14 protein-coding genes are annotated in these 20966 nt (G+C 39.0%); 5 read left to right on the forward strand and 9 right to left on the reverse strand.

Going from position 1 to position 20966, the window contains the following annotated elements; genetic code table 11:
• The first annotated feature begins 50 nt into the window (after positions 1 to 50).
• Both CA265_12045 and CA265_12050 read left to right on the forward strand, forming a co-directional pair.
• Complete coding sequence (locus CA265_12045) at positions 51 to 1211, forward strand: hypothetical protein (GenBank protein ID ARS40346.1); 1161 nt, start codon at positions 51 to 53, stop codon at positions 1209 to 1211.
• Between the two features lie 166 nt (positions 1212 to 1377).
• Positions 1378 to 1794: a hypothetical protein gene (locus tag CA265_12050; protein ARS40347.1), complete on the forward strand. Its 417-nt coding sequence runs from the start codon at positions 1378 to 1380 to the stop codon at positions 1792 to 1794.
• On the opposite strand, the gene CA265_12055 is transcribed toward CA265_12050, so the two are convergent.
• The 9 genes from CA265_12055 to CA265_12095 all read right to left on the reverse strand — a co-directional run bounded on the left by CA265_12055 (position 1787) and on the right by CA265_12095 (position 15336).
• Positions 1787 to 2548 (reverse strand): hypothetical protein, encoded by a 762-nt coding sequence (locus CA265_12055; protein ID ARS40348.1) that lies wholly within the window; start codon positions 2546 to 2548, stop codon positions 1787 to 1789. The two genes, CA265_12050 and CA265_12055, sit on opposite strands and share 8 nt — an antisense overlap.
• 151 nt (positions 2549 to 2699) lie before the next feature.
• Positions 2700 to 3821 (reverse strand): hypothetical protein, encoded by a 1122-nt coding sequence (locus CA265_12060; GenBank protein ID ARS40349.1) that lies wholly within the window; start codon positions 3819 to 3821, stop codon positions 2700 to 2702.
• Positions 3822 to 3854: 33 nt separating this feature from the next.
• A complete protein-coding gene (locus CA265_12065; protein ARS40350.1) occupies positions 3855 to 6719 on the reverse strand; it encodes a beta-galactosidase in 2865 nt (954 codons plus the stop codon).
• 108 nt (positions 6720 to 6827) lie between these two features.
• Entirely contained in the window at positions 6828 to 8474 is a 1647-nt protein-coding gene (locus tag CA265_12070) for a hypothetical protein (protein ID ARS40351.1), read from the reverse strand.
• Positions 8475 to 8493: 19 nt separating this feature from the next.
• Positions 8494 to 11628: a SusC/RagA family TonB-linked outer membrane protein gene (locus tag CA265_12075; GenBank protein ID ARS40352.1), complete on the reverse strand. Its 3135-nt coding sequence runs from the start codon at positions 11626 to 11628 to the stop codon at positions 8494 to 8496.
• 414 nt (positions 11629 to 12042) lie between these two features.
• A complete protein-coding gene (locus CA265_12080) occupies positions 12043 to 12234 on the reverse strand; it encodes a hypothetical protein (protein ARS40353.1) in 192 nt (63 codons plus the stop codon).
• Positions 12235 to 12598: 364 nt separating this feature from the next.
• Positions 12599 to 13228 carry a hypothetical protein gene (locus CA265_12085; protein ID ARS40354.1) on the reverse strand — a complete coding sequence of 210 codons (630 nt, stop codon included), beginning with the start codon at positions 13226 to 13228 and terminating at the stop codon, positions 12599 to 12601.
• 82 nt (positions 13229 to 13310) lie between these two features.
• Positions 13311 to 14135, reverse strand: coding sequence for a hypothetical protein (locus CA265_12090; protein ID ARS40355.1), 825 nt, complete (start codon positions 14133 to 14135; stop codon positions 13311 to 13313).
• A 79-nt stretch (positions 14136 to 14214) separates the two neighbouring features.
• A complete protein-coding gene (locus CA265_12095) occupies positions 14215 to 15336 on the reverse strand; it encodes a hypothetical protein (GenBank protein ID ARS40356.1) in 1122 nt (373 codons plus the stop codon).
• Positions 15337 to 15720: 384 nt separating this feature from the next.
• Between CA265_12095 and CA265_12100 the strand changes: the two genes are divergently transcribed.
• From CA265_12100 to CA265_12110, 3 genes are all read left to right on the forward strand, one after another.
• Positions 15721 to 16296 (forward strand): RNA polymerase subunit sigma-70, encoded by a 576-nt coding sequence (locus CA265_12100; protein ARS40357.1) that lies wholly within the window; start codon positions 15721 to 15723, stop codon positions 16294 to 16296.
• Between the two features lie 108 nt (positions 16297 to 16404).
• A complete protein-coding gene (locus CA265_12105) occupies positions 16405 to 17505 on the forward strand; it encodes a hypothetical protein (GenBank protein ARS40358.1) in 1101 nt (366 codons plus the stop codon).
• 212 nt (positions 17506 to 17717) lie between these two features.
• Positions 17718 to 20951, forward strand: a complete 3234-nt coding sequence (locus CA265_12110; protein ARS40359.1) for a hypothetical protein — start codon at positions 17718 to 17720, stop codon at positions 20949 to 20951.
• Positions 20952 to 20966: the final 15 nt, after the last annotated feature.

Genomic DNA, 20966 nt, shown 5'->3' on the forward strand with positions numbered 1-20966 from the left:
GTTTGGATTATCCCCCGCTAACAGAAAACGGCAAACCTTATCCAAACTAAATGGTTGTAATAAAACGACAAATACCAACACTCATGGATAAAGCAAAAAATGCAGATAAACCAGTTAAGCTTGAAAAATGGAAATCCAGTGCAGATAAATCAACTCCTCCACCCCCTGCCCCTATACCTGAAAACCAGCGGATCGGATATGCCGTGGTTGGCCTGGGCCACCTCGCACTTGAAGAAGTGATTCCTGCCTTATCAGGCTGTAAGTTTAGCCGTCTTGCCGCGCTAGTCAGTGGTGATGATAAAAAAATGGAAAAGGTGGCGTTGCAATATGGTGTAAGCCCAGGTTCTTGCTATAGCTATGAGCGTTTCGATGAAATAAAAAACAATACGGATGTTTCGGTAATCTATATCATCCTGCCTAATAGTATGCATATGGAATTTACAGTCCGCGGCGCGCGGGCGGGAAAACATATCCTCTGTGAAAAACCGATGGCTAATTCATCTGCCGAGTGCCGCAAGATGATAGCAGCCTGCAATAAAGCAAAGGTAAAACTGATGATCGCTTACAGAATGCAGTTCCAGCCCCATACCCTAAAATTAAAAGAAATGGTCAGTAATGAACGCTTTGGCCGGGTGAGGTACATTGAAACAGTAAATGGGCAGAGCAGTGCTAATCCAGACCACTGGAGGCATAAAGCCAAACTGGCCGGTGGAGGTGTACTGCCGGATATAGGAATCTACTGTTTAAACACCACACGATTTATCCTTGGAAAGGAACCAATAGAAGTATTTGCCTATCAGTATTCCACACCAAAAGACCCCCTTTTCAAAGACACAGAGGAGCTAATCTCCTGGCAGATGAAATTTGATGAAGGATTGATTGCAAGCTGTATGGCACATTACAAAATAAGGGAGGTAAAAACCATGCGCATACACGCCGAAAGGGGCTGGATGTTCATGGACCGGGCCTTTGCATACAAAGGCCAACAGCTGAAAACCTCAAGGGCCGAAGGCGAAGAGGAAATAGAGGAAACCATTAGTGTGCCTGAGCCAAACCAGTTCGGAGCGGAAATGGACCATTTCTCGGAGTGTATTTTGAGAAAAAAAGATCCCAAAACCCCGGCTGAAGAAGGCCTACGTGATCATGTCATCATGGAAGCGATTTATAAATCCGCTAAAACAGGAAAACCAGTGAAAATAATAAAAACATAAAAAGTCAGGATAGATCAATAGCCGGGTTTTGTTTCCAGCTCGGATTCGCCCAGACGGCAGCCAAACATATAAAATACCGCTTTAAGCGTGCAAATAATGATGAATATATCATCCTCAAACATCTTTCTGCAATCAACTGTTATCATTGGTAGAATATCTTAATCTGATGAGCAGTAAAAGAATCCGGGAAGCGAAATATTTTGAATTGGGCAGACAGGCCGAAAAAGATGGCCAACTAAAAGAGGCTGTTAAGCAATACCTGCTTTTGCTAAAGCGCAACCCCGCCCACATCGAAGCGAACAATCGTCTGATCATGACTTATCGAAAACTGCACGAATATTCAAAAGAAATTTCATTGATTGAAAATGCAAGCAGCGCCCTCCAGCAGGAAATTGAAACCCGGCAACAACATTATATTGACGAAAACCCTGAAAAAGCAAGAGACACAAGGGAACTTGCAGTGAGCCTTGGATTACTCGGCAAAAAAGGACTACCAATCGTTGAAAATGAGATCATCAAAAGATGGCAAAAAAGATTGCCAGTAGTACAAAAAAAGCTTGAGCGGATTAAAAAAACTAAATAAGGTCACTAACAAATCTTCTTAGGGTTTTAAGGTTTCCATAAGCATCCCCCATAGTGTTATTAAAATAAACAAAGACCTCCTTTTTTTCTAATAGCCATTCAACAATATAACTGGCATATTCCGCCAGCACATCTTCAGTATAACTGCCCCTATAATTGCCTCCTGGTCCGTGAAACCTCAGGTAACGGAAGCTACAATCGGAGTCATCCAGTGGACTCGCAGCAGATCTCTTATCGTGAGTGACAATACCAAGGCCGTTTTCCGCCAATAACTCCATCACCTCTTCCACATAAAGTGAAGCGTGTCTGAACTCAAATGCAATCTTCCATTGATTTTCCGGATCACACTCACGGAGACTAAACATTAATCTGGAAAGTTGGGCGAAATCGGCTATCCTTATACTCGGCGGAAACTGGACAAGGACACATCCCTTCTTATCTTGGGTATTGGCAATTACTTGCATGAAGCGGACGATATCCAAAGGATCAAATGCCAATTTTGGAGAATGGGTAATGCCCTTGAAAAGTTTAAAGGTAAATCGGAAATCACCGGGAACCTCTTCACTCCACTTTTTCACGGTGGACGCCATCGGAATTTTATAAAAAGAGCTGTTGATTTCGATGCTGTTCATCAGCGAGCCGTAATAGCATAGTCTTGATCGCTCCCTGAATTCCTCAGGATAGTGCGATTTATTGGGTACCGGTAATAACAGTCCACTGGTACCCGAATAATAACCTTCTGTTTTTTTGTCCATTGTTAATGGAAACATGATAAACCGACAAATTGTTGCGTGATTACTTTTCAGCGATTCATTTTAGTAGTCATAAACTAAAATGTTCTATTTAATTAACCAGTCAGCCTCCACCATCAGTTCCTTCTAATTTGAGTAAAAACTTATTTTTTACTTATTTTCCTAATATTCTATGAATAGCTTTTTCATAAGCATTTGCATATTGCATCATCCCAATATCATTAGGGTGCGTACCATCACCTGTACTCTCATAAGTAAAGCCAATCTCTTTAGCGGCAAGCAGGTGTAAATTAGGAATTACTTTTTTTAATTTCTGATAGGTACCTGATAACACAGCACTTGTTTTATTATACGGTTTGGCTAGGGAGGTATCCAAAGTTATATCTGGCAGAGAACCACTATGTTCTGTTAGTAATATCGGGGTTTTAGGATGTTTTTGATGTAAGGTCTCGACAGCCAAAGTGATTTTTTTCGCTATTTCATTTTCATCATTTTGACTATACACGATTAGATTTGGTTGGCAATCGAGTACAAAAATCTTTGCATCAATGGTATTAATTAAATTGATAATAGGCTTTTCCAACCTGCCATTCCCAGAAAAACCCAAATTTATCATTGGCTGATCAATTCTGCGGCCCAAAATACTAAACCATGTTAACCCATGCCTGGAGGTAGAACCTCCCTGCATGATAGAGGTACCATAAAATACGATTGGTTTTTCTACAGATGCAGCCTCTACTTTAAAATCAGCATTCTTAACAACGCCTATTTCTAACCATTTAGGGAAATTGTGTAAGGGTAAATAAAGCCTGAATCTTTTTACTTTTACTTTAGGATCAATATTGTCACAAGTAAAACTAATCGTATCTTTAAAACTATGGAAGCCATTGATAAAATGCCACTTTCCTGATTCGTCCTGTACATGCATATCTAAACCATTAGTCGAGATTTTGCTCATACCGTCAAAAATCAAGTATGGATTACCACATTGATATCTAACTACAATTTTCCCGGCATTAGTATAGAAATCTATGTATTCGCCTGCTGTTTGTTTGGCCAGATTCCAAACAGCCAGCCTAACACTGTCTTTTGCATAAGATGGCAAGCGGTTATAAAAGTTAATTGTATCTTTACTTTCCCAGTATTTTCCTTTTAGCACCGGATACGGACTGGAAACAGGGTTAAACCATTTCATACCATCCGATTGCTGCGCTTTAGCAATGCTAAAGCTTAAAACGCTTAATAAGAACACTAAAATTTTTTGGTATAACTTCATTATAATTTGAGTTTAGGAAATAACAGAGATACTTTAATTAACTAATTCCTGTATTTTGTCTAGATTAATATGATCTTTTGGTTTAAATTGGGAGCCGGTCATGTATTTTTCAAGACTATATAACAACTGGCGTGCTTCAGGGCGTTTATCCTGATCGCTAAGTAAGTCAATTGATGATACAAGCAGCTTCCCTTTTTCAACGTTACATTCAAAAACCAATCCCAAAGGGCGCGCGGTAAACCAATCATCTACCACCCTAACAATAGGCTTTAAATCTTTTGATACACTATTGAGTTTTATTGCACTCGAATGGGTCATGGCATCCCACCATTGCCAGTTACTGTGGTATTGGGTAGGAAATTCTGCAAGTGCAGGATGCGTAGGATTACACAAAATACCCATTGTTGTTGGTGGCTGGCTATGTGTCCATGCAGTATTCCAAAAAATTGTCGAAAAGCCAATTTTAATATCACCTCCCATTTCAGCCTTAACTGATCCTTTTTTAAGGGTGAGCAATACCTTCCCTCCAGAATTTAAGGTCGCAACCGCATTGTCATCTAATGTTTGTGTTAAAAGTATTTCTTTAGGAGCCTCAGGTAATGTTTTTGGATACACAAATATTTCCCATTCATTGCTGTGGTTTCCTATAGTTGTTTTTAAAATAAGGCGTTGTGGTGTTTTAATCGACGTTAAGCTTTGTTTAATAGTACCTATTTTTATTCCATTACCAATACCGACAGTTTCATTTTTAAAGCTTCCGTTAAACAGTTTTTCACCCTTTTCATTCTCAATAACCCAATTGGTTGCTGCATTTTTAAGCACATTGTCACTGAAATTGGCAATTTCAATTGGCACAGCTAAATCTTCATCATTATTGTAAACCATTTTCGGCAATCTGGCTAAAAGCACTATAGGCGCACAAAACCGGCTATATTCACTTGCAGAAATATAAGGCTTCGACTCCCAAAAAGCATCCAATACACCAACTAATGCAGTTCCCTGTCCAGGAAAATCATTTAAACCCAATAACTGAAATCCGGCGAAGCCAGGCGTACGCAACGCAGCTTCAATATCAGCTTTATAACAAAGCGACTGCAGTTTTCCGCTAGCCATAAAAAAGCTATCGGCCAACATCGAAAGACCATTCTCCTGTAACCTATCTTTGAATATTTCGAAGTTCTTCGCTTTTAAAACCCCGTCGTACTTTTTAATCTCATTAAAATTTGGGTATACACACCATTGACCAATTTCATGACTAACGGTAGGTTGTTTCCATTTAGCGATCGTTTTAGTCCAATCGTAGTCTGATTTTGGGGCTTCACTGTTAATGATACTTTTTAAGCCCTGCCCCCAACCTTGTATCCTCGGTTCTGGCATATTGTTGTAATCACTAGCATCATTTTGTGGCCACCCAGCTGCAGTGGTATACATTCTTCTCGGATCTTTTGCCTTCCAATAATTCACAAAATCTACCAGGTATTTTACCTGGCCTTTTCCACTCGGCTCGTTCCCGTAGGTCATCATTACAAAAGATGGGTGGTTGCCATAAGCCTTTACCATTCTTTCGCTTTCCTGGTAGACATATTTATCCAGAGGCAAGCCATCGCCAATATAAGATCCTTTATAACTGTTTGCCCATGCATCACATTCAACCTGCAGAAAAAGGCCTAAACGGTCGGCTGCAATGAAGGCAGCCTCGGGTGGGCACCAGGAGTGAAACCTCACATGGTTTAATCCATAGGCTTTTATGGTTTTAAAGTTTTTCATCCAGCTATCAACATCAGTTGGTGGAAATCCTGTTTTAGGAAAAGCCGCACAATCCAGCGCACCTCGCAAAAACGTAAGCTCATCATTTATGGCAAACTGGGTTCCCTTGGCTTTAAATTCCCTCATGCCGAAGGTGATTTTTCTGGCATCGATTTCTCCTTGTTTTCCCATGTTTAAATTAACGCGCATTTCATATAAATCCGGATGAAATTCGTTCCATAACTGCGGTGTTGCGCCCATCGGGTAAACCATTTCAATGGTTCTTTCTTTTTCGGCAACTATTACATTTTTACTCAAAGGTTTCAGCTTGGCACCAGTTGATCTGTTCGCTGTAGCTAATAAATTTAATCCTATTGATACAGGTGCGCCAGTAGTGTTTTTAACCTGTATTTTCGCTAATACTTGTTTGTTTTTAACATCAGGATAAAGCTGCACATCGTCAATAAAAACATTCGCACGTGCGATAAGGCTTAATTCACCAACCATGCCGTTCCAGTTAGTTTGGGTATGATCGCTGATGCTGTGGGCATTTTCGCCAACTTTAAAAGATTTCGACGAATTATCAATTTTGACAGTTACACGGTGCGATCCAGGTGTTAATTTATTACCCAGATCAAATAATTGTGCTGTGGCCAGACTGTTGTTTGTACCGACTTCTACCCCGTCAACCCACACCGTTGTTTCCCAATGACTTCGCTCTATCAAAAGTTGAATCCGTTTATTTTTCCAGGCGGCAGGTATATTTACCGTTTTTTGGTACCAGGCGGCACCCACATAAGATTTTGTTGGCTGTAGCCAGAATGGGATTTTGATATTATCTGGCTGCCTATATTTGGCATATTCGTCGCTGGTAAACCAAGATTTGTCAACAATCTGACCTGTCCATTTGGTATTTACGGTGATGTCGTTGCCTTTGCCATTGGTTGTCATTGAACCAGGCAGCTTAATCTTATCATTTAATTCCTTATTAAACCATTTTTCATCTACGCCCTTATCTAAAGAATCGACCTGAAAATTCCAGATACCTGAAAGCTCAATATGAGCATTATTTTTTGACTGTGCTGCAGCTGTATGTATTAAACTTAGCAAGGCTAAGGATAGCATACCTAACCTCAAAATATTGTTTTTCATTTAATCAAGTTTTACACTGTTCATGATAACAAACAGCATAGCCCCTAGTGCAAAATCTTAAAGGGGCTATGTAATCTTTGATATCTGTCGATATCAGGATATTTTAAACTAATAACCTGGATTATTCCCTTTTATCTGCTTGTTTTGGTCTATAACATTTTGCGGGATCGGAAACAAGTAATTTTTAGATGCAAAGAATTTCCTGTCGCCGCCTACTGCTGGTACCACAGTATAGGTTACATTACTCCCGTTTGTAGTAATTTTCATCCCATGCAGAGGTTTATTGAGGTTAACTTCTGCAATTCTCCATCTGATTAAATCCCAATAACGCTTGTCTTCTAAAGCAAGTTCAATTCTTCGTTCTCTTCTTATTGCCGTTCGCATTTCAGCTTGGCTTAAACCGGCCGGTAAATTCGGCAAATTACCTGCTCTGGTTCTGATTCTACCTATAGCATTATAAACCGATGCATCAGGTCCTACTGCTTCATTTTGAGCTTCTGCATAGTTTAGCAATACTTCAGCATAGCGGAATATGTTATAATTTTGATCGCTGGTACCTACATCCCAATTGGCTGCCCCGAGTGTAATTTTATCATTCAAACGTTTACGCATATAGTAGCCTGTTTGGGTAGCATCGTTTTTATCTGCCAAATCGATGGCATTTGCAGCATTATCCCTCATCGAAAGGCTTGTGTTATACCAGTAACATCCATCAAAATTGATAGATTGATAAAATCTTTTTTCCCTACCCACATATGGTTTTTGCGGGTCGTAACCAGAGGAAGGATCAGTAATTACTTTTCCGTTGGCCATTGCATAATCATCAACCAATTCTTGTGTAGGATTAACCCCGCCCCAACTTGTTTCTGCATCATTTCCAGTGAAAGTTGGTCCACATGTACCATCAATTACCCCACCCTTAACAGTAGCGATATACTCTCTGTAAAAAATACTCTCTTTACTGGCATTACCTTTCTTCAAGAAAAAAGCTTCATAATCAGGATCTAGATCATAATTTTTAAGGTCATCAATAATTTTTTTATTACTTGCCGCGGCATCGCTCCATTTATTGGCAAATAGCTCTACCCAGCCCTTTAATACCATTGCTGTGGCTTTTCCGATTCTTCCGGAACCTGGTGCATCCGGAAGGTCTGCATATGCGTCGGCACACTCTTTAGTGATAAACTGCATGGTTTCATCAGCAGTATTGCGTGGTTTAAAAATAGCATCTCCCTGATCTTGTGATAACACATCCGTGATAATCGGCACACCGCCATAGGCCATCCAGAGTAATTGATAATAATAGGCACGTAAAACCTTTACTTCGGCCAGACTTGATTTTTTGAAGGCTTCTGGCAGGCTTGAGGCACTAACATTTTTAATGAAAAGATTACATTTTCTAATGTAGGAATAGTTTCTTGTCCATCCATAGATGTTTCCAATATCCCCCCCTGGAATAGAATTAGGATTAACAATCATCTGCTGAACAACCTGTCTAGAACCCGGCCATGGAAACCCACAGATCGAATTATCAGACCAGTTTTCAACTGGATCATACCAATTATTGCCGTCAGGAAGTCCCTGATAGATGTCGTTTAAAAATAGGTTACTAGCTCCCTGATCAGTCCAAACATTAGCCTCCGTTAACCGGTCTCTTGGAATTACATCAAGCTCACTATCCTTGCAGGCTTGCACCGTAAGCAACACACAACCTGTTGCAATCAATAAATTATATTTTGAAAATAGCTTAGTCATAATTTCGGTCTTTAGATAGTTAAAAAGTTACATTTAGCCCAAAAGTGTATACCTTCTGTTGGGGATAATAGTTGGCATTAGATGCACTGATTTCTGGATCGAAATCTTTAAGGTCCTTGGTCCAGGTAACTAAATTTTGACCTGACAGATATAACCTTATTGATTGTAATTTAATCGCCGAAACAATTCTAGCGGGGACTGTATAACCAATCGTTGCTGATTTCATCCTTAGGTAGTTTCCACTTCTAACCCAAAAATCTGATGTTTGCGTACTGTTTGATGATGGAGAAGGGAGTACTCTTGGATATGATGCGTTTGTATTTTCCGGGGTCCAGTAATCTAAAGTGGCTTTTAAGGCCGAACCGCCATTAAAAAAAGGATAAGCGGCCTGTCCGTTAATATAAGCATCTGCTTTCGCACCACCCTGGAATAAAACATTTACATCAAAGCCCTTATAGCTGAATTCTGGTGAGAAGCCATAAATAATCTGAGGGACATTGGAATTACCAATTACTTTGATATCATTATTATCGATCTTATTATCCCCATTTACATCTTCGTACTTAATGTCCCCGGGTTTAAGTGTACCGAACTGAGCTACCGGATATTCTGAAGAAGAGATTGTACCATCACCATTTTTATCATCACTTTGTTGGAATAAGCCCAGTGCATGATAGCCAAATTTAGTACCCAAAGATTTTCCTGTTATACTTCTGTTAGGATTATTTAAAGTTGAGGCATTCTCAAAAACCTGCACCAATTTGTTTTTGGCATAGGTAAAGTTGCCTGTAACTCCTATTCTCATGCCATTTTTAAAAGCATAATGACTACCAAGAGAAAGGTCGAAACCGCGGTTCTGCATGGCAGCAGCATTGGTTTGAGGCAAGCCAATTCCAAATTCAGCGGGAACGAGTGTCTGGTTCGCAATTAACATATTGCTTCTGTTTTCTCTGAAATAATTAAACTCCAGATCAAACAATCCCTTAAAAATGGAAAGGTCTAAACCGATATTTGTTTTATTCGCTGTCTCCCAGGTAATGTCCGGATTTCCTGGTGCAGTTTCTGATAATCCTTGTGTACTGCCTCCATTAAAAATAAAACTATTTCCATAGAGTGCATAAGCGCTTAGGTATTGAAATGGTGCTAATACACCCCCAATATAGGGTAATGCTCCACTTTCACCATAAGACGCCCTTATTTTTAAATTATCAATCCACTTATAGTTATCCTTGATATAATTTTCCTCCGATAACCTCCAGCCGATTGAGCCTGCAGGGAACAAATGATAACGGCTACCAGGCGCAAATACATAATTTCCATCATACCTGCCTGAAATTTCTGCCAGATACTTACCTGCATAAGCATAAGTCGCCCTAAACACCAAACCATATTGACGTCCCTCCGATGATGATCCATAATTAGATCGATCGGTTAGTTCAGAACTTCCGTTGCTCAATTCAGGAATATTGACGTTGAAATTTGACCTTCCGGCACCAAAAGTTGTCCCTTTTGTATTCCTGTATTCCGAAACAAGGGTAGCTCCAAAATCGTGTTTACCAAAAGTCCTGTTATAGTTTAAAAAACCCTGGTAGGTAAACGCCTGGCTCTGCGCAAAATCTATTGTATAAGATGGTTTTGCCGGACCATCAGACCCCGCCTGTGGGTAAGTGTAAGGCGTAGTAGAGGTATTAACCGAATAATATGGTATTGGAGTTAGCCATGTTTTTACCGTCCTACCATTAGGATCATTGTAATCATAACTAACTACCCCTTTAATGCTTAAACCTTTTACAAACGGCAATTGCTGTTCTATACTGATTTGTGTAGTTAATATCTGACGCAAATCATTGGAGTAACCGCTGTTGTAGATGTTACCATAAGCTGATCTTCCAATATATGAACCCGGCAGGCCATTACTAAAGGTAACTGGCGCGATTGGTGGCGTACGGTACAATTGATCAAATATAGAAGATGCACTTTTACCTGGGTATCGTTTATCTTCTACCCTGCCACTCAGGCTTAATGAAAATTTTGTCGTGTTGGTTACCTGCGCATCAACATTGCTTGTTAGGTTATATCTTTTAAAGCTAGTGGGTCCCCACATGCCGTTTTGGCTTAAGTAACCTAAGGAACCAAAGTATTTAACTTTCTCTGTTCCGCCAGTCACTGACAGGTTGTGTGACATCATTGGGGCATCTTTATTAATAAGTTCCCCTAACACATCATGATTAGGAAAAACATCCGGATCTGAACCTGTTCTGAATTTTTCTATATCTGAAGCACTGTAAGGTAAGGCAGTACCAGCGTTCTTAGCGGCAGCATTACGCATAGTTACATATTCAAATGCATCTACCATTTCTGGCAGGTGAGTTGGATTCTGAATACCGTAACTGCCATTATAAATAAGCTGTGGCTTTCCGGTATTTCCTCTTTTTGTGGTAACCAGAATAACGCCGTTTGCTCCAGCCACCCCGTACGGAGCCACAGCGGCAGCATCCTTTAAAAACGTAATATTTTCTACACTCTGTGGATCCAACTGCCCCAAAGTTCTCGGAACCCCGTCAACAATAACCAATGGTGCGGTCCCACCTGTGGTACCAATACCACGTATTAACAAAGAAGCGCCATCCTGTCCGGGCTCTCCGCTACCCTGCGTTACAATTAGTCCAGGTGCACGGCCACCGAAAGTATTACTTAAATTGGCCACCGGCAAATTTGCTACCTTATCGCCTTTAATAGTGGATACTGCTGCAGTTAAAGAGGTTTTCTTTTGCGTACCGTAACCCACTACCACAACCTGTTCTAACTCATTAGAAGCGGATTCCAATTTTACTAGAATTGTTGTTTTTTCTCCAACTGTAATTTCCTGCGTTTTATAGTTCACAAAAGAAAACACTAAAACCGCCGTTTTGTCCGGTACACCGATACTATAGTTCCCATTATTATCAGAAACCGCGGTGGTTGTTGTTCCTTTAACTTTAACTGTTGCGCTAGGCATGCCTATGCCTGTTTCGTCTGTTATTTTTCCTTTAACCGTTATTGTATTCTGGGCAAACGATTCCAGGGTGACAAAAACAAAAACTAAGGATAGAAAGAAATTCTGCAAGTAGACTAACTTACAGGCTTTCTGGTAAGGTTTGTGAGTTTTATTCATAACATATAGGTTTAGACTTGGTCAAACCAAACCTATTGATTAATGAAACTCAATAAAATAGACATTGTATTGTAAATCATGGATTTTCTTCTGAAAAAGGAGATCGCACCTCTTCGTCTTTAGATTTGCTATTCAGATGGCGGATCAAACAGATAATTATTCCACGAGCTGCAAGTGCCAAGGCAACAGTTAAAAAAATCAGGTCAACAAAGATCACGGTGACACTAGCAAACGTGGTTCTATTTGATCAGAAGAAAATTAATTACTGTTTAGGTCTATTTTAATTTTTTGGCGATTTCCCACCGCTAATACTGCAACATGATTAAACTTACTACTGTGCAAATATCCTAGCAAGCTATATTTAATGTGCCTTCCCACTGGTTAATTGCAATATTATGCTCGATATTCATTGTATTAAGAGCAATTGCCATCGCCAACCCTTGTTTCAATTATACTGGTCATATTTCTGTTTTTAAAAAAATTCTCAATATTTCGCAGCACAACCGAAGGCGCTGAGTGAACATAGTTATGCTCCACCTTTGCGTTTTTTTTTGTAAAAACCTCCTCATTGCCAGTCTGTGTGGTTAGCGGTCGGGAAGTTTTCAAAAGCAAATTATTTCGGATTTATCACCTGCGCCGTAGCGCCTTGTTGATTTAGGAAGTGACCAGGACTTCAAAAAACCTGTACAAATTTGCCTTAAATAGCATTAATTATTTGTTTAGCTGGGTTAAACACGGGCTAAACTCAAAGAAAACACTGCCATCACCATAATACATGATAATTATAGTAATAATAATAATAAGACCTCAGAAGAGAGCTTGCTACACCAGCGATTCCAGAAGACAGGAATTATAAATAACGATTAATATATGATGATCGAAATACTTTTTCTTCAACTTAGCGACAGGTTACTGATCGAACATGAGTGAGGCCACGGCAGCAAATAGTATTAGAACAGGTTAAAGCGTATTAGTCCGCACATCTAAAACCTGCCCATAATGCATTAAGCGCTGACCATATAGCCCCAGTGAACGGCTTGGGGGACAATTGGTAGAAAATAATGATCTTGGTACTACCCGGACATTTTTTAACATGAACCTTCACATGTAGTACCATGGGTTTCTGTGCCATATAATCGAGTATGTGAATGATCCCAGCGTAGGTTTGCAGATCACCACTTTCAGTTTTAGTGATGCCTAGTTTTGTCTGCGTTTTGAAAATGATTTCTTTTGGAATCATTCGTTTGACGACGTTTCTACCTACAAGGCCATCATAATAGGCATTAAGGTTTTTCTGAATGACCGCTACATTTTGGACAGGACAGTTGTCCAACAGCCATAAAAAAGCATAAGACCAGTAGTCAGGACTATTCTCATCACTCCAACCCTTTGTAAAACGAATATCCTCGACACCAGTATACTTGATTGATGGGGCAAAGTCTATAGGGATAAGAAAACGTTCGACTCCCCATCCATCCAATTCAAGCTTATAAGGCGGTTTCCAGGAGAGGCCATCAAATACAGTCTTATTTTGAGCAGAGGTTCCCAAGGAAAGACAGCAGAAGAACAATGCATAGAAATAGTTATCGATTTTATTCATATTTATGGTTTTACTGTCATTTGACAGAGTAAATTAGAGTATCTCCCGTTAAAAGGCCTGGACAAGGAATATTATTGCTCCACTAATGAAAAAAATAACTGGTCATATCCCGCTGATGCAAGCCCTTCTTTAATTCGTTCTGAAGTGAAATTGCTACGTGTCTTGAAAAGTCAGCTTTGTAATATAAATAGATTGTCCTATTACTAAGGTTCGTAGCCATAGAATAATTGGTTATAATATCATTCGGCTTTTTCTGCGTGGTTTTTTCCAATAGCGTTGCCACAGCTTTTAAGCGATAACTCCTATTTCCAGAAAGATATTCTATTGCAGTATCTCTTCGCCAGCATGGCTCATAATGGTTATTGTTCACCGTGTAATTGGTTAGTGCAAAATAGCTTGTCGTCCGCCGTACTATATAACTACCGTGCACTATGACATAGTCTCCACTGGGATCCCCTATAAATAACTGGGCTCTGGTTAGCCGGAGCAGATTAAATTGAGAAATATAAGTTATAGCTTCCTCCACCCTTTTGCATCTCCTCAATACGTCTGTAACCACTTCTTCACTTCTATCCTGCCTATTCGGATCTCTTGTAGCCGGAATTTCATCTATCGCGGTATAATCCATAAATAGCCCATATTCATTCATTCCACCTTGTGGATTCAGATACATCATATGATTTATGTTTTCTTTCTCAGATAACTCTGTCCACAACATGTAACCGTAATTTTCAGGGCTTGTAGGATAATACCAAAACCTATAGGTCATCGCCGGTGATTCATCTTCATTGTTTCCCACCCAAACGTGTTTTCCGTCATTTGCCATAAATATTGTACAGGTGTTTCCATCAATTGCACATCCAAAAAATGTGATCAGCAAAAAAACGAGATAAAATAGTTGTTTCATATCTTCCTTTCTAGTTATAGCTGCAAATTTACGCTCGGATATATTTTATTCTGTTCGCTTTTATCCATCGGAACATAATTTACTCCAACTTTAACTGTTTTATATAGCCGGATGGCGAGCAGCCTGCATATTTCTTGAAGGCCATATTAAAGGCTGTTTTAGAATTGAACCCTGAACCAAAAGCAATACCATTCATATTCAATTTATCCATCTTGCCCGTGCGAAGAAGTCTTTTGGCTTCCTCAACTCTCCATTGGTTGATGAAGGCATAAAAATTCTCGCCTTTTAGTGTGTTTACCAAAAATGACGTATCATGGACGCTTGCCCCAATCCGGTCTGCCAGCATAGTAAGGTTAAGCTTATTATCGAGATAAAGCTTTTCCTCTATCATCAGGTGATCAAGTTTTTGAGCATATGCATTCAGTTGTTCCATACTTAGCCTTGAAACTTTGGGTGCCTGTTGTTTAATCGGGGTTTCCATTATTTGAGAAACAGCTTCCAGATCCTTTTTTTCAAAAACAAAAACAGTTCCTTGCCTGATGGCGTAATAGCTTAAAAAAAACACCGATGCAGTATAGATTATCGGCATAGCGGTCAATAACGTAGGTTCGCCGAATATGCCATCATTAATCCAGAAAACCACCAGCACTGCAAGAATAACGAGAAAGTGTCGCAGCCAATCCAGTGTAATCCCTTTATCTGACGCGATTATCCATTTCAGGTTGATTTTATGCCTGATGAGTAAAAAATAAGAAACTATAATATAGCCTATAAACTGGAACGGTAAAAGGTCTCTAATGAAAAAAACAAAGTTACCGGCTTCGAAAAGCGTTACGGTCATCAAATCTCTTTTTGCGCTAAGTACAAATGCCTGAAGAGAGACAAATGCAATGAATGGTATAAAATGTAATATGTCTCGCTTACTAAAAACCTTTACTGGTTCAACAAAAAATAGAATACTTAAAAAAAGAAATGGTGAAAGCAGAAACTGCAGGCTGTTCATCCATCCGATAAAAACCCTTAAATGATAGATTTCAATACGATTAGAAAGCGAGATACCTAGAAACGCAGTACCCATAATAAAGATAAAACAAGCAAGCCACCGATTGGCAGCTTGGTTTTGCCTTAAAGGATGCGAGAAGAGTATAAAACTGAGCAAAAAACATTCGCCGCAGGAAATGCACATTAAAAAAAAGTTCATATTAAATTTCTTAATAGGACGCGAACACTTCCTTAAAAACAGCTATTTCTAACCAAAAGGTAAACAGTGTTATTATAAATAATCTTTCTATCTCTAAATTATTGATTTTTTCTATCTCTGGTTACAGCAATGAAAAAATATCTCCTTTAAAAAATTAGCCTGGAAACATCTAATCGCATTAATCTGATAAGCCGAGAATAGATGGCCCCTCATCCACTATTTCAGGATTTAAGGATAATGAGCATATTCAGACCAATGCAGATTTTTATCTCTTATTTAATCTCGCATTAATGACAATGTTCATATAAATATTAGACAAGCATTTTTTTTCACGAACATAAATAAATTCTAAAATTATGCTATTTTGCGCCACAAAAACCAAACTTGACAACCTATAGGAGTTATACAGACCACGAGCTGCTTGCATTACTGAAGACTAATGATGAGTCTGCTTATAAAGAAATTTACAATAGATTTTGGTTTGTACTATATGGCCATGCCAAAAGGATGCTTACAGATGACGAAGATGCCGAAGATGTTGTACAGGATGTATTTCTTACCCTTTGGACTAAATCTGAAATTATTGATCTTAAAACTTCTTTATCCAGCTATCTCTATACAGTAGTTCGGAATAAAATTTTTGATCGTTTTGACCATGCTAAGGTGAAGAGTAAATACATAGCTTCACTTGAAAAGTTTATAGAGAGGGGAAACTACGAAGCAGACTTTCTCATCCGAGAGAAACAACTTCATGAACTTATACAACAGGAGATTAATTGCCTTCCCGAAAAAATGCGTGAAATTTTTAAACTCTCTAGACATTCGAACCTATCTTACCAGGAAATTGCTGAACAATTAGGTGTAAGTGAAGGCGTAGTCCGAAATCAAGTCAGTAGGGCATTAAAGATTCTAAGGTCCAAATTTGGAATAGCAATACTGATTTATTATTACCTTAATTAGCTTGAAATCATCTTATTACTGATTTTTTAACATTTAATTAACATTTATTGAGATTCAGCGATACACTTCCCCGTCTTTATTTATATCAACCTAAAAGATATAAATCTAATGAGAAGTGATAAGGCTGAGATATTATTTAATAAATACATAAATGGCAATGCAGATGACCGTGAAAGGGCAATTGTGGAAAGTTGGTATTTACATGAGGGTGCTAAATCAACTTCAGTTAGTGCTGATATGGATTATCAAACCCTTCAAAATAAAATATGGAATAAAATTATAGCGCAACGCGATCTGCCAAAACAGAGAAAAATAAATTGGTTGCCATATGCAGCAGCGATTTTAGTGATATTCTGCATTGGTATTGCCTATTATTTGCGCAGCAAACCAGCTGAAAAGATTTACGCGGCCAATATTGTTCCTGGAAAGGTAGGTGCAACGCTTACGCTTGCCAATGGTGAAAAAATTAAGCTGGTAAGTGCAGCAAAAGGAGAGCTAGCCAACCAAGCAGGCATAAGCATCGTAAAAACCGCAGAAGGCAAAATAGTATATCAGATTAACGAGACTCAAGGCAATTTAGATCTAGTAAATACGCTTGCTACAGCCAGAGGAGAAACATACATGGTTATTTTGCCGGATAAGTCTAAAGTATGGATGAATGCTGCATCGAGTTTAACCTACACCACAAACCTGCTAAAAAATGGCATCAGATCTGTTAAATTGAATGGTGAGGCTTATTTTGAAGTTGCTAAAGATAAACTGCATCCTTTTGTAGTAGAAACCAAAAATCAACAGGTAAAAGTTCTAGGCACCCATTTCAATATCAACGCCTACGATGATGAACATGTCGTTAAAACGACTTTATTAGAAGGCTCTGTAGAAATAAATAAAAGTGTAATCCTCAAGCCCAACCAGCAGGCTATACTGCTTAATCATGAAATAAAGGTTATTCCGGTAATAGCCGATTCCTTTATTGACTGGCAGCAAGGTGTATTCATTTTCGAAAATGATGATATGCATGCTATTATGCGAAAAATTGCGCGTTGGTACGATGTACAAATTGCATATCACATAGCAGAAGACAATAAGCAAACCTTTTCTGGATACATGTCCAGATCATCTGATATACAAAAGGTTCTTCAAAACCTCTCCGAAATAAGTAACCTTAAATTCAAGATAAAAGACCGGACGATCACCGTATCGCAATAACTAATTACGATTGAAAACACACAACGCAGATAAGTTAAAATAACTAACCAAACAACTAAAATGAAAGAAAGACTACTCAAACCGAACGACCGAGACTAGGATCCTGGAGCTAAAAGACCAGAAGTGCGGCAAACACCTCTGGCATTGTTTAGGTCATCCTGCCAACAAATTCTTGAAAATCAATTACAATCTAACCCAAACTAAACAAATGTATGAAAATTTGTATTAACACCGCATGCGTGCATAGCTCGCGCATGAGAGAATTCTTGTATGCTATGAAAATTACCACATTCTTAATGTTTATCACGATTATGCACGTAAGTGCAAACAGTCTGGCTCAAAAGATTAATCTTTCCAGGCAAAATATGACATTAAAAGAATTTTTTTATCAGATAAAAAAACAAACTGGTTATAACATTTCTTACGCTAACCAAGTAATTAATGATGAAACAAAAATCGATGCAAACTTTAAAGATGTATCGCTGGAAACCGTTCTAACTCAGGTTTTGAATAGTCATGGCGTTACTTTTCGCATTAGTGAAAATAATATTACCCTAAAGCCCTTACCTCAGCACTTGATAGTAAATGATAAAGTTAAAGATGATCTTTTTTTAATCAAAGGGTTTGTTTTCAGCACTTCAGAACCTCCAGTTCCGCTCCAATCGGTTACAGTAACAGTTAAAGGCACCCAGCGCAGAACAGTAACAGAAGCTGATGGAAGTTTCCAGATTAAGGTTGCCAAAGATGAGGTATTGGTTTTTACGATAACCGGCTATAATACCAGGGAAATTCCTGTACCAGCAAACCGGAATTCGATTAACGTTTCGCTAACTGAAAATGTTAACGCACTGGAGCAGGTAGTTGTAACAGGTGTAGGTACTCAACAGGTCAAAAATATAGCCAGTTCGGTTTCGGTAGTAAACATGTCGAATATCAACAATAAACCGATTACCCAATTATCTCAGGCATTGCAGGGAGGTACCACTGGCATTAGCGTAACACAGTCGTCGGGTTTGCCTGGAGGAGATGCCGCCTCAATTAAGATTAGAGGAATTGCCTCTAGCCTAGGTTCTGCACCATTAATTCTGGTTGATGGTATACCATATGGAATTGATAAATTAGATCCGAACACCATTGAAAGTGTATCTATCTTAAAAGATGCTGCCGCAGCTGCAATTTATGGAGCAAGGGCCGGTAATGGTGTAATTGTAATTACGACCAAAAGAGGCAGGCCGGATATTATTGAGTTAGGCTACAACTCTTTCTTTGGCTTTCAACAGCCTACAATGGGGCACCCAAAATTTGTTGATGCACCTACTTACATGGAAATAGTTAATACTGCACAAAAAAATATTGGCGCTACACCTCCTTACAAACAGGGCGCAATAGACTCGACCCGTTTTGGACTCAACCCAATGTTGTACCCAAACACAAATTGGTATAAAACAGTGGTAAAAGAATGGACACCGATGCAGCAACATTCATTAAATGTATCCGGTGGTAATAGCACTGCACGTTTTGCCATAACCGCGACATACTTAAATCAGCCAAACATGCTTTCAGTAGGCGGTTTCGATAGGGCTACCATAAGAGGAAACACCAGTGTAAATCTCTCTAAAAACGTGGTGACATTTTTAGATTTTGTGGCATCAAGAGAAAATATTGAAGAAACTTACGTAAGCGGTTTTGGTATGGGTGCTATAATGAGCTATATCTACAGTGTGCCTCCAACTATCCTGCCTAAATATCCTGAGCGGGCAGATAGACCAAACTATAGCTTTTACGGGGTCTTTGGTGAAAACTTTAATCCTATAGCTCAATTAGAGAAAGGCGGTACGGTTAATACACTAAAAGATGATATTTTGCTTAACCTGCGTCCAAAATGGACCATCATTCCCGGTCTTAGTCTCAAAGGACAATTTAGCTATCGTATAATGTCGGGTTCGGTAAAAAGTTCAAGGGATCAGTATCTGTTCTTTGATTATTTTACTAATGCAAAAATAGGCCGTGATTTTGAAACGGTACGCAATGCAGGCTCAGCAGAAAGAAGAAGCTACTATTATATTGGAGGAAACTTAGATTATAATAAAACCTTTGGGAAGCACAATATAAACGCGATATTACTTTATTCACAAGAGTATGATAATACCTCGGTTTGGGATGTCAAAACTTTACTTTCTTATCTGGGTAAAGCCTACTATAGCTACAATGGCAAGTATTTGTTAGAGCTGGGCTTACGTCGTGATGGATCGTCATTATTTGCCCCAGGCAAAAGGTGGGGATACTTCCCATCGGTAGCCACTGGATGGAACATCAGCAGCGAGAATTTCCTGAAAGACCTAAAATTTTTAAGTTCTATGAAATTGAGGGCCTCTTACGGATCTTTAGGAAACAACAATATCAATCCTTATTCTTATCAAACCACCATAAACAGCAGTGGAAGTGAGGCGGTATTTGGTAATCCGGATATTACCTGGGAGAAAATGAAAATTTTCAATGTGGGTACGGATATTAGCCTTTTTAGCAATAAATTAGACTTCACTTTCGAGTGGTATAACAAAGCAACCACCGATTTGATTTTAATTCCCCCGCCAACCTTATCATCGGGACGAGGCACCACTCCAACAAATATTGGCGAACTAAACAACAGAGGGATAGAATTTAAAATTGCTTATAATACAGTAGTTAATAATAATTTAAAGTTTAGCACCACTGTAGGATATTCTTACAATAAAACAAAAATTATAAAATTAGCTACCAACCTTCCTATTATTCAAGGTAACACTCGCAAAATGGCTGGTGGTCCTTTTACCGAATTTTGGGGATATAAAACAGGTGGTTTGTTAACCGCCCAGGATATGGCGAACAAGGTACCCATCATGAGTGGACAATTAGAAGGCGATATCAAATATATCGACATAAATGGCGATGGAGTAATTAACACAAGCGATTGGACAGGCCTTGGGACTGCAGAACCTTTAAGTAATTACTTCGCGAATATTTCGGTTACCTTTAAAAATTTCGATTTCGAGGTGCAGGTAAATGGCGTGGGTAAAAACCTTAAATTTTACGGTGGCCGATATGCTTACCCGCTTGATGTGGGAGGAGTTAGTGGCCCACCGCTTGTTGAACAAACTGATTACTGGGCCCCAACAAACTTAAACGCCAAATATCCAAGGTTGCGCCCATCCGCAGGTAACAATGGTCAATTTTCTGATTATTGGGCTGTAAATGCGGCATTCACCAGAATTAGATATTTGCAATTGGGTTACACCCTCCCATCAACCATAACCAAAAAATGGGCAAAGAATCTAAGGGTATATGTAAATGCCCAAAATCCACTTACATTTTCGGATATGAAACTGCTTGATCCTGAAAGTGGCGGTAACCAATCTACCTATTCGATAATGAAAGTTTACTCGGTTGGTGTTAATGTAAACCTATAGGCATAAATCATTAAT

The organism is Sphingobacteriaceae bacterium GW460-11-11-14-LB5 (assembly GCA_002151545.1).
Lineage (GTDB): Bacteria > Bacteroidota > Bacteroidia > Sphingobacteriales > Sphingobacteriaceae > Pedobacter.

Excerpts from the sequence above, each read along its gene's own strand:
- CA265_12045 (ARS40346.1), top strand. The coding sequence starts at position 51 with ATGGTTGTAATAAAACGACAAATACCAACACTCATGGATAAAGCAAAA.
- CA265_12105 (ARS40358.1), top strand. The coding sequence starts at position 16,405 with ATGAGAAGTGATAAGGCTGAGATATTATTTAATAAATACATAAATGGC.
- CA265_12090 (ARS40355.1), bottom strand. The coding sequence starts at position 14,135 with ATGAAACAACTATTTTATCTCGTTTTTTTGCTGATCACATTTTTTGGA.
- CA265_12095 (ARS40356.1), bottom strand. The coding sequence starts at position 15,336 with ATGAACTTTTTTTTAATGTGCATTTCCTGCGGCGAATGTTTTTTGCTC.
- CA265_12065 (ARS40350.1), bottom strand. The coding sequence starts at position 6,719 with ATGAAAAACAATATTTTGAGGTTAGGTATGCTATCCTTAGCCTTGCTA.
- CA265_12060 (ARS40349.1), bottom strand. The coding sequence starts at position 3,821 with ATGAAGTTATACCAAAAAATTTTAGTGTTCTTATTAAGCGTTTTAAGC.
- CA265_12070 (ARS40351.1), bottom strand. The coding sequence starts at position 8,474 with ATGACTAAGCTATTTTCAAAATATAATTTATTGATTGCAACAGGTTGT.
- CA265_12075 (ARS40352.1), bottom strand. The coding sequence starts at position 11,628 with ATGAATAAAACTCACAAACCTTACCAGAAAGCCTGTAAGTTAGTCTAC.
- CA265_12110 (ARS40359.1), top strand. The coding sequence starts at position 17,718 with ATGAAAATTTGTATTAACACCGCATGCGTGCATAGCTCGCGCATGAGA.
- CA265_12055 (ARS40348.1), bottom strand. The coding sequence starts at position 2,548 with ATGGACAAAAAAACAGAAGGTTATTATTCGGGTACCAGTGGACTGTTA.
- CA265_12050 (ARS40347.1), top strand. The coding sequence starts at position 1,378 with ATGAGCAGTAAAAGAATCCGGGAAGCGAAATATTTTGAATTGGGCAGA.
- CA265_12085 (ARS40354.1), bottom strand. The coding sequence starts at position 13,228 with ATGAATAAAATCGATAACTATTTCTATGCATTGTTCTTCTGCTGTCTT.